An 11191-nucleotide genomic window follows, 5' to 3' on the forward strand; every position below is an offset into this window, starting at 1 on the left:
GAATAAAAAAAGGGCCGCGAATGCGGCCCTTTTTGTTAGATTTCTATAGGATAAAAGCAAAGGAAGCGAGCTAACCTATGCACCAGTGAGGGGCATAAGCGCGCTCCCTAGGTAAATGTAGGACTGATTATGCCGTTCGTCCACAAGATAGCTGTTGCAGCCAAAATTATCACCAGTAATACCAGGCCACACGTGACTACAGAGCTGGCGTAAATAAAGCCACGCTCTTCCGGAATGTGCATCAGGATGGGGACACCGGTATAAAGCAGATAAACGGAGTAAGCCAGTGCAACCAGCCCCACCGAGACCACAAACCACAATTCCGGGTAGAAGGCGGCAAAGGCCGACATAAACACAGGTGTTGCAGTATAAGCCGACAGCTCCAGTGTTTGCGTATAGGTTGGCTTAGCACCGAATGTTACGGCCATCCAGTGAGACAAATAAGACAGCGCAAACACGCCGATGATCAGTGCAAAGTACATGGCAATGCCAATCAGCATAGCACTGTTATGAGTGAGAAAGACCGAGTCACCAGTGCCTATTTTCCAGCCCAGATAAACAGATGAATAGTAGCCCATTAAACTTGGGATCAGGGCTATTAAAGCAATGTGCGATAAACTGTACGTAGCGCTTTCGTGGCGATTGTCTATGGTTTGCCACTCTTCGATTGGATGGGCGTATAAGCCCCACAAATGATTTAATATCATAACGAGCCCCTCAAAAAAGATAGTTGTCTGACGTGTCCAGATTGCCCGATGATTACAGGTGCATTCCTTGTCTTATATAACAGCTCAGTAACATCATGAATTGATGTAGCTAACCTGCGTAATCACCATAAAAACGGGGCCACTGGCGACGCCGGTAAGTATGAAATCTATACAACGTCATTCTATTTATGAAAGATTGGTTAATTTTTGTCAAGGAACAAATTCGAAATCTCCGCATCGTTGATCTGGCACAAACTTTTGGCAACTCGCTGGCGTTCATAGTGCCACATGGCACGCGTGTGGTAGAATAGGGGCAATTTTTACGAATGATTATCTGAAACATGTTAGAGAAGTATGCCGACCTGCTGACACCCATTTATCAGTTTCTGGGTTGTGAAACCCCCGACAGCTGGATCGACGAAGCGAAGAAGCCTGAGCATCTGCAAGCCCTGCTGGTTGACCATATGCATTGTGAGCTTAAAGCAGCCCAAAGCGCGGCATTTTTGATCCGTAAATACGCAGTAGACAATGCCTCGGCGCAGACCTTGCTTGGCTGGATAAAACCCTATGAGGACTTTGTCTATCGTAGAATTGGCGATGGGCAGTTTAGTGCCAGCAAGAACGAACTGATTGGCAGCCTAACCGCCAAGCCCGAGTATGCCTATAACCAGGACATACTGGACAAAATGGTACGATTAATCAAAGAAGAGCTACACCATTTTGAGCAAGTGCTGGATATCATTAATGAAAAGGGATTAAGGGTTCAGAGCCTGAATGCCTCTCGCTATGCCTCTGGGATGATCAAGCATGTGCGCACCTTTGAGCCGGCAGCGCTGATTGATAAGCTGATCATAGGTGCGTTTATCGAGGCCCGCTCTTGTGAGCGCTTTGCTAAACTGGCCCCGCATCTTGAGCCGGACATTGGTCGCTTTTATGTCTCGCTGCTGCGCTCTGAAGCACGTCATTATCAGGACTACCTGGAATTGGCCCAGCAGGTGGCCGATGCCACCGATCCACAGCGATTCGACATCGCAACACGCGTAGCCGAGTTTAAAACCATCGAGAATGACCTGATCTTAACGCCAGACAGCGACTTTAAATTCCACAGTGGTGCGCCGCAGCAAGTTGTATGAGTTGAAAGGCTTAGCCTGAAAAAGGGTGCTGAGTGAGGGTTTGGCCTTGCTCAGTGGCCACCAGGTAAGAGCTCTGGCTATACCAGTCGCCCAACACGGTACGTGTTTTGTCGTTATAGTGATGGACATTCGGACGATGTGTATGACCATGGATCATGTTCTTGACCTGGTGACGGGTGAACATCTCCAGCACGGCTTCTTCGGTCACATCTAAAATTTCAGGGGCTTTGCCCATCTGGCTTTGTTTGCTTTTTTCTCTGGCATTGCGTGCCACCCGGCGGCGATACCACAGCGGCATAGACAGCATCAGCCTTGGCCACCACCAGCCACGGCTTTTCTTACGAAACTTCTGATAGACCTCATCCTGAGTACACATTTCGTCACCATGTAGAATAACGGTTGGCGTACCGTACAGATCGATCACGGCTTGCTCTGGTAATAAGGTCATGCCGCTCAGTTCAGCGTAACGCTGGCCAATCAGAAAATCTCGATTGCCATGAATAAAGAACAATTTAATACCGCGCTCACAAATGGCGCGCAGTTTGGTTGCTATTTCCAGTGCCAACGGGTTACCTTCGTCATCACCAATCCAGACTTCAAAAAAGTCTCCCAGGATATATAGGGCATCCACATCATCTTGCATATGCTGCTCGAGAAAGTGATAAAAAGCAGCGGTGATATCGGGGCGATGCTCGGTTAAATGCAGATCAGAAATAAAATAGCTTTTGCGCATGGAGACAACTTCAGATTAGGGTGGGGACAAGGAGCAGAGGGACGTATACAAATTGTACGCGTCCCGTCATTCAAAGCCGTCGCTTATTCAGCTAAGAAGGCTTTTTCAATCACAACGTCTTCCAGTGGTACATCCTGGTGGAAACCAGCGGAACCGGTTGCAACGCCCTTGATATTGTTTACGATGTCCATGCCTTCTGCGACTTCGCCGAATACACAGTAACCCCAGCCTTGTGCGGTTTCGCTGCTGAAGTTCAAAAAGTCGTTGTCGTTCACATTGATAAAGAACTGTGCAGTGGCAGAATGTGGATCGGGTGTACGTGCCATTGCCAGCGTGCCTGTTTTATTGGCAACACCATTATTGGCTTCGTTTTTAACTGGCGCACCGACTTCTTTTTGGTTCATGCCAGGCTCGAAACCGCCACCCTGAACCATGAAGCCGTCAATCACACGGTGGAAAATAGTGCCGTTGTAAAAGCCAGATTCAACGTACTTCAAAAAGTTCTCAACCGTTGCCGGTGCTTTGTCAGCAAACAGGTTAATTTTGATATCGCCAAAGTTTGTTTGTAAAACAACCATAATAGGTCCTTGATTTACATGTTTCATATTAGGAGCCTATTTTATAGCACAAATTGATAACTACAAAGTCCCATAGTGGGTAAGCGCTGAAATTGTCAACTAACTGTTACTTTTTCATCCGTTATGAGCAGGATTTTTTATAGAGCCAAAGCGGTGCAAATGATATGATTGCAGGGAATTTGGATAAATTTTAGGAATAAAGCTACATGTTGCAGATCTACAACACACTAACACGTCAAAAGACCGAGTTTAAACCGCTTGTGGAAGGCAAAGTAGACATGTACGTGTGTGGTATCACTATCTATGACTTCTGCCATGTAGGCCATGCCCGTACTTATGTCTCTTTTGATGTATTGAACCGTTACCTGCGCCACCTGGGCTATCAGGTCACTTATGTGCGTAACATCACGGATGTGGATGATAAAATCATAAAGCGTGCCGCAGAGAATAATGAAGAGATTGATGCCCTGACAGTGCGTATGACCAAAGCTATGCACGAAGACTTCGATGCACTGAACATTCTGCCTGCGGACATCGAGCCGACCGTAACGGGTCATATGGGTGAGATCATTGCCATGATCGAACGTCTGATTGCAAAAGGCCATGCCTATGTGGCAAAAAATGGCGATGTTTTGTTCGACGTTTCGACTTTTGAAGCATATGGCCAGTTGTCTCAGCAGGACCTGGATATGCTTCAGGCAGGTGCACGGGTTGAAGTGGCTGAAGGCAAAGACGATCCGCTCGATTTTGTGTTGTGGAAAAAGGCCAAAGCGGGCGAGCCGAGCTGGGCATCACCCTGGGGTGAAGGCCGTCCGGGCTGGCACATTGAGTGTAGCGCGATGAGCTCTAAGCACCTGGGTGAGTTTTTCGATATTCACGGTGGTGGCTCAGACTTACAATTCCCGCATCATGAAAACGAAATTGCCCAGTCATGCTGTGCCAATAATGGTCGTTACGTCAATACCTGGATCCACACCGGCATGGTGCAGGTCAATAAAGAGAAGATGTCTAAATCTTTAGGCAATTTCTTTACGGTACGCGAAGTACTTAAGGCCTACGATCGCGAAACCGTGCGTTATTTCCTGATCAACGGCCATTACCGCAGTCAGCTGAACTACTCACAGGAAAACCTGGAGCAGGCACGTTCGTCACTAGAGCGTATTTACACGGCTCTGCGGGGTGTTGAACTGGTCGAAACGAAACTGGCGGGCAACCCATTTGTGGCACGTTTTGAAGCGGCCATGAACGATGACTTCAACACCCCGGAAGCGTTGCCTGTGATTTTTGAACTGGCCAAAGAAGTTAACCTGCTGAAAGACTCAGATGCCAATGCGGCGGGCGAACATGCCTTTATTCTGGTGAAGCTGGCAGAAGTACTGGGCATTGCCCAGCAAGATCCGGAAGCCTTTTTGCATGGTGACCAGGACGAAGACGAAGTGGCAAAAATTGAAGCCCTGATCGAGCAGCGTAAAACTGCCCGTGAGAATAAAGACTGGGCCGCAGCCGATGCTGCCCGTGATGCCTTAACAGCTATGGGCGTGGTACTGGAAGACAGCGCCGGTAAAACCACCTGGCGTAAAGCTTAACCTCTATTCGCGCTTAACTGCGCACTAAAAAAGGCATATGCATTTTGTATATGCCTTTTTTCGTCTAAAAATTTAGTGTTGTTCCCTAGTTCTGTGTGAGAGCAAAACTAGCAGGCTTTCTCTGGCACAGTTAATGACGGTTGACCAAAAATAAGCTCAATTCATATTCTATAGCCAATACTGGGCAGAACGCATTTTACGTGTGCTGAATCTTAATGGTATTAAATCGATTCTCGAACAGTTTTTCCGAATAGCTGCATATCACTTCCGGTTAATTTACATCATTTTTCAGGAAATTTCTTGAAGCATCATGCCCAAACCTAATGTTTGGCTTTTTATATTCAAGAATGCTGATTGCTACAAAATTATTCACTTTAACCAGCCCATGGGTAAAAAATATCTGCATGATTTACAATCAACTAGTGATATAGTCTGTATTATTTAACCAGAAAAAGCGGACAAGACAGCTATTGAATTGAGTGTGAGTTCGTTGTATTTCTTTAGATAACTTTACATCAACATAAACTAGGACAAAATATGAGAAAAAAAGTACTCCTTTTTGCATTGCTATTTAGTTGCGCTGCAAAGGCCAGTACGACATGGATCCCCATTCGTACTGGGCAAATATCTTTTGTAATTCCATACATTCCAAAAGATAAGTTTCATGCTCCAAAGAATATACGGGTAACCAATTTGAGTGGGAAAAAGCTCATATCATGGGATGACGTACAGCACGCTAGTAAATACCTGATCCAAGTTCTCGATAAAAATGGCGTATGGATAGATAAGGAGATAATTTTTGGTACGAGGTTTGAAGTTCCTGAAAACTTCTCTTTTTACTATCAATTCAGAATTATAGCGTGTAACTACACATCTTGTAATAACTCAGGTGAATTTTCATATAGTTATGCTATTGAAAAAAAGGTAATTTTTATACATACGGACTTGTTAGGGAGTCCTGTTTCAGAATCTATGGAGCAGTAAGTTATGGTGTTAAGGGTTATTGTATGTTTATTTTTATCACTGAGCTCTTTATTCACTCATTCTAGTGATGACAGCTCTATTATTAAAGTTATAAAGAGTCAAAATGTAGATGAAGGTTTAAAATTTTATAGTGAAAGCACTGGAGAAAATATTAGCCTAAACGATGGGAGCTTATCTTTTTATGTGATGGATATAAATATTCCTGGCAACTCCACATTACCTGTTCAGTTTGGGCGCAGAGCCGGAAACATAATGTTCCATGCCAGAAGCAGAATAGGTGGATTGAAGCGACTTGGCTGGTATTTGGATGTGCCAATGGTCGCGGGTGTCGTGGATGATGGTGATATACCACCTATTAAAAGAGGTCCTACTCGATTTAATGGATGGACAGGTTTAAGTATTTTAGTACCTGGAGAAGCACAGAAGCCACTAAAGTGGGTTGAATCAGGTAATTTAGATGAGCAATATGGTTATGAATATACGACCGATGATCACTGGGTTCTCAAAAAGCATGTAAATGAAGGGGTAGTGACATTTACTGCTAAGTCACCCAGAGGTCATAAATATTATTTTGATTATCAAGTTCATGACCCTGATGATAGAGGACGCGGTGTTATTGCTGCAACAAGAATAGAAGATAGATTCGGAAATTCAGTCACTTATAACTATAGTGGTAAAGAAATGTTGGCTCAAGTAGATAAAATCGAAGCCAGTGATGGTCGAAAAATTGAACTGACGTATACAAAAAATGAATCCAATACAACCGCTATTCTAACCTCTGCAGAAACTAATGGTAGAAAATGGGTATATGCTGCTACCGCAGATGACGATTTGAAAGTTACTCTCCCTGATTTAACCTATTGGCAGTATAGCAATATCCCTGCGCGTTCGGTTGAAAGAGAGCAAAAAGGCGCTTGTATGGTTGCAAAGCCATATGTTGCGAGTGTACGCAACCCTAATGGAACAACTATCAAATATAATATAAATGGAATTGTAAATGGTCGTGTCATTCCAAATTCTATGGTTGCCAATAATGTATATGAAGCCGCCTTTGTTGCAAATAGTTGTGGTAAAAAACCAACGCAAGTTCTAAATGATGGCTCTGCAACATATCAGACCACAGCCACATGGCTTTCGCTATCCACGACTTCAGATGCTGTTGTGAAAAAGTCTATACTTAGAGGTGAGCAAAAATTACATGAATGGGTTTATGATTATGATGAAGACTTTGGTGCATTTAGGACTGTAAATAGCCTCTCCCTTACAAAGAAACGTTCGATTTTACGTCCGGACGGCTCTGTTGAGATTTTTAATTTCTATAGAACTACTGATTTTCGAGAAGGCTTACTAGCTAGCCATGAGGTCAAAAACTCTGCTAGCAGTTCACCAGTAAGAAGAACTGTGGCGCATTATAAAAAAGGGAAAAAGATATCATACCCAATAAATAGCTATAATAGCTGGACGCGGCATGACGTTGAACATGGACACGAAAAAATCAAGTATAAAACCGTAGTGTATGAATCAGGGGATTCTTATACCAAGGAGTTTAGATACCATGATAACCCAGCTCTCTCTAATTATAGCTTCGGGCTGCACTATGAGACTGTAGAATACAATTCCTTTAACGATATTTTAAAGTCAACTAAATTTAAGCGTTTTAATGATTTGGTTAACTGGAATTTAAATCAAGAAGAGTCAATGTCTATTAGTTCTGATGGAAGTGCTTTTAATCAAGTTTCAAGTGTTGTTTACAAGGAATTTTCAAACGCCAACAATCAACTTTTACCACATAAGATATATCACTATTCCCAACATCAAAAAACGTTTTCATATCACAATGATGGTAATTTAAAGCGAGTTGAATTTAATCTTGCTAGAATCAAAGGGAGTGGTAATAGATATATTGAATACAGTGGTTATAAGCGTGGTAATCCTCAGATAACAAAAGTGGCTTCTAGATATGGAACAGGCGAAATTAGTTCGTCAAAAACCATAGATAATAACGGGTGGTTAACTAAAGAAATAGATTTAAATGGTATAGAAAAACACTTCAGATACGATAAGGTTGGTCGTTTAATAGCTATTGATTTAACAAATGAATCTAACGCATTGAAATGGTTAGATACACATTATAGTTGGGATTCAGATAGTCTTATTAGGACAGTGACTCGTTGCCTGCTAAATAGTTCAAGAGAGGTTTGTGGAGAAGGAGCTAAATTCACAACTACTGAGTATTATGATCCACTGCTTCGCTTAATAAAGAAAAAAGAAACAGATAATGCGAATGATGATGATACTAGGTTTAGCTATTACGCCTTTAACTATAGGGGGCAGAAAAAGTTCCAGTCCATATACTATAAAAGTGACGAAGTTTCCCAAACTGATATTTCAAAAGGAAGTGCTAGAGGTAGCTACTTTGATTTTAATGGCCTTGGTAGGGTAACAAAAGTTGCCACAACCGGTAAAGGTTCTATTCAATACTATTATCTGTCAGGTAATAGAATTAAAACCTCAGATGCGGAAGGGAATGTAACAACAACCACATATAGAGCATACGGAGAGCCAAGCTTTGATATTGCAGTAAAAATTAATTCTCCTGAAAATGTTGTAACTGAATTTGATGTTGATATATACAACCTTGTAAGGGAGATTACTCAATATGGTAATAATAAGTCATTTACTGAGCATAGAGATTATGATGATGTAAAAAATCTATGTTTAGTAAGACGGGCTGATGTAGGTAACACTATGTTTGGGTATAATATCCTTGGGGAAAAGGTATGGAGCAAAAAAGGTGTGACGAACACGAGTTGTTTAAAGAACGCACCATCAAATAGCAATTACTATGAATATGACAATCTTGGAGAACTAAATAAAATAAACTACCCTGGAAGTGATATTGATGTAGAATATATTAGGGATAACAATGGAAATTTGCTAACATTAAGTGCTGGTAAAGTAACGCATTCCTATAATTATAATAGTTTAAATTTGCTCGAGGATGAGACGTTAACTATTGCAGGGGATGGTACGCTACAAATCGACTATGATTATAATAATATGGGCTATCAGAAAAGTATTTCTTACCCTGATGGTACTTATGTAGATTTTTCCCCTAATGGTTTTGGAGGTGCTACCAAAGCAGCAAACTCTTCTGTAACCTATGCTAAAAATGCTCAATATCATGCAAATGGTGCTATTCATACTTTCGAGTATGGTAATGGAGTTGTGCACACAACAACTGTAGAAGCTGAGACATACAGAACAAGCCAAATACAGGATCTTAGAAATGGAGAAAAGCTGGTTAGCCTAAGCTATGATTATGACAATAATAATAATATTACTTCATTAATTGATAATTATGATAGCCGATTTAGTTTGGAAGCCATTGCTTACGATGGACTGGACAGGTTAAAGCAAATAAGCGGTGGAACCGGTATCGGTGACAGTATTATAAGCTATGACTCTTTAGGTAATATTGTTTCTTATGCTAGTAAAGATCGTGATTTGAGATACTCTTATGAAAATAATCGACTTACTAGTGTTTTCGGATTGGGTTCTGAGAAAGGCTATCAAAATATTCAATATGATAGCAGAGGGAATATAAATCACAATGGAAGGTATGAGCTGGCTTTTAATCATGCAAATCAATTGGAGTCTGCTCAGGGGAATATATACTTATATGATGGACATAATCGTCGTGTAAAGAAAACGAGCGAGGATGGTGTTTATTACTCCATGTATGGCTTTGATGGAAAGCTCTTATACCGAGAAAAACATGGCTTTACGGGGAACGGCACTAACTATATTTACTTAGGTGATAAATTAATCGCCAAGTATGGAGATGTTTCACCGCAGTCAGCTTCACAAAGCCGCCAGTACTACAGGCCTTTTGGGGAAGCAATTAAGTCGCCAAAAGATGACATTGGATATGCGGGACATAAGTTTGATACGGATACTGAGTTGAGCTATATGCAGGCACGATACTATGATCCAGTCATAGGTCGTTTCTATTCGAATGATCCTGTTGGTACGCTTGGGCATTTCAAAACTCCAAACGGTATACATGGGTTTAACAGATATGCTTATGCGAACAATAACCCTTACAAGTATACTGATCCTGATGGTCGAAGCTCTATGGCGCTGTGCGTAGGGGGGCCAGCAGGGTGTGCAGTAGGAGCTGGTATACAGCTTGGGATTGTGATTGGTGGCTTTATCACTGGTGCAGTGATAGACAACGCTGTTAACCCAATAACAGTATTTAATGAGTCGAGTGATGCTGATGATTTTGTTGAAGATTTAAAAGGCAGATCGGAGCCAGATGCCAATAGTGGAAAGAACAAAATCAGAACCATTACTGATGGAACGACAGTGGATGAGGCATTTGACAGCTTCCCCGGGGAAACAGTTGAAGCATCTGACGGATCGCCAATCAAAACAGCGGAAGACGGAACCACAGCGCATGTTCACAGTTCTAGTAAAGATAATGGTAGAAAGACATTAAATATTAAGAAGCCTAATGTGAAAAAACCTATCAAATTTAGAGAACCAAATTCAGGGAGAAACTGATGAATTACCTATCAAGAATAGAGCAATGTTTAGGGAATTGGAGAAGTCTTCCTGATTACCCATTTCAAAGTGAGGTGGAATATGCGGTGTTTCCATCTTTGAATGATGAATTGATCCACGAAGCTTTATATAAAGCTATTTTTGAGATGAATGAACGGCTCGGTAATTGTGAGATTGTATTTAAGGCGTTTGTAGATGTGAATGATAAAATTCCTGATTTATTGGTTCAAAAGGAAATTAGCTGGCATGATGTAGATAAGTTTCAAGCTTCTAATCTTGTCTACGAAGGATTTTATACGACAGGGGATAAATTTAATTGGCTTGGGATCTATCACCCAGACGACTATTTTATTGTAGGCGTAAAAAAAGAAATGCTAGAAGAGTTATGTCGAAAGGTTTACGGTCATTTAGATTGGAAGCAAGAGTTTATTCGGAGATATGAGAGTGGTCAGTTAGAAATATACAAGGAAGATTTCGACGAATTGAAGGACTCCCTTCTCAAAGAGGATTAACTGAATTAGTGCGATTACCAAGGGATACTGAAGGTATAAGTACCAAGCGATTTTGACGTAATCACACTCTCTGTTGTACTAGCTCAGGCTTGACCTGACAGTTACCCGTTTTTCAATCGGTGACTGTCAGCCTAGATTTGGGCTATATTCTTTTCAACCCAAATCGATTTCCCATCTAATAATGTTTCAAGCGACGTTCTACCGCAGCATTTTTTACCTTGATGAGTTCGGTCATTATTGTAGGAAACAAGCGGAAACAAGCGACATATATGGACGCTCCAGCGATGTCAAGCCGAGAAGGCCTGCGAGATAGCGCATTTTCGTTATCTCGTTCGTTATTTTACCCGCTTTGCCATGCCTGATGTTTGGTCCAGTCCGCTATAAATGTG

8 protein-coding genes and 1 pseudogene are annotated in these 11191 nt (G+C 41.9%); 5 read left to right on the top strand and 4 right to left on the bottom strand.

What is annotated here, in order from left to right; translation table 11 throughout:
- Positions 1 to 107: 107 nt before the first annotated feature.
- Positions 108 to 707, bottom strand: coding sequence for a Yip1 family protein (locus MHN33_RS07255; RefSeq protein ID WP_239397327.1), 600 nt, complete (start codon positions 705 to 707; stop codon positions 108 to 110).
- 341 nt (positions 708 to 1048) lie between these two features.
- Between MHN33_RS07255 and miaE the strand changes: the two genes are divergently transcribed.
- On the top strand, positions 1049 to 1840 hold the full coding sequence (miaE, locus tag MHN33_RS07260; RefSeq protein WP_239397328.1) for a tRNA isopentenyl-2-thiomethyl-A-37 hydroxylase MiaE: 792 nt from the start codon (positions 1049 to 1051) through the stop codon (positions 1838 to 1840).
- A 10-nt stretch (positions 1841 to 1850) separates the two neighbouring features.
- On the opposite strand, the gene MHN33_RS07265 is transcribed toward miaE, so the two are convergent.
- On the bottom strand, positions 1851 to 2573 hold the full coding sequence (locus MHN33_RS07265; RefSeq protein ID WP_239397329.1) for a UDP-2,3-diacylglucosamine diphosphatase: 723 nt from the start codon (positions 2571 to 2573) through the stop codon (positions 1851 to 1853).
- An 83-nt stretch (positions 2574 to 2656) separates the two neighbouring features.
- Positions 2657 to 3151, bottom strand: a complete 495-nt coding sequence (locus tag MHN33_RS07270) for a peptidylprolyl isomerase (RefSeq protein WP_239397330.1) — start codon at positions 3149 to 3151, stop codon at positions 2657 to 2659.
- A gap of 206 nt (positions 3152 to 3357) precedes the next feature.
- Here MHN33_RS07270 and cysS point away from each other — a divergent pair, with 206 nt between their 5' ends.
- The 4 genes from cysS to MHN33_RS07290 all read left to right on the top strand — a co-directional run bounded on the left by cysS (position 3358) and on the right by MHN33_RS07290 (position 10802).
- Entirely contained in the window at positions 3358 to 4737 is a 1380-nt protein-coding gene (gene cysS / locus MHN33_RS07275; RefSeq protein ID WP_239397331.1) for a cysteine--tRNA ligase, read from the top strand.
- Between the two features lie 537 nt (positions 4738 to 5274).
- Positions 5275 to 5721, top strand: coding sequence for a hypothetical protein (locus MHN33_RS07280; protein WP_239397332.1), 447 nt, complete (start codon positions 5275 to 5277; stop codon positions 5719 to 5721).
- Between the two features lie 3 nt (positions 5722 to 5724).
- The gene (locus MHN33_RS07285; protein WP_239397333.1) at positions 5725 to 10290 is read left to right on the top strand and encodes an RHS repeat-associated core domain-containing protein; all 4566 of its coding nucleotides are present in this window, start codon (positions 5725 to 5727) and stop codon (positions 10288 to 10290) included.
- Positions 10290 to 10802: a hypothetical protein gene (locus MHN33_RS07290; RefSeq protein WP_239397334.1), complete on the top strand. Its 513-nt coding sequence runs from the start codon at positions 10290 to 10292 to the stop codon at positions 10800 to 10802. The genes MHN33_RS07285 and MHN33_RS07290 overlap by 1 nt, the downstream gene beginning before the upstream one ends.
- A gap of 131 nt (positions 10803 to 10933) precedes the next feature.
- On the opposite strand, the pseudogene MHN33_RS07295 reads toward MHN33_RS07290, so the two are convergent.
- Positions 10934 to 11044, bottom strand: a pseudogene (locus MHN33_RS07295) (IS481 family transposase); the annotation flags it as partial.
- Positions 11045 to 11191 lie beyond the last annotated feature (147 nt).

The organism is Pseudoalteromonas sp. OOF1S-7 (genome assembly GCF_022347765.1).
In the GTDB taxonomy this organism is placed as follows: Bacteria; Pseudomonadota; Gammaproteobacteria; order Enterobacterales; family Alteromonadaceae; genus Pseudoalteromonas.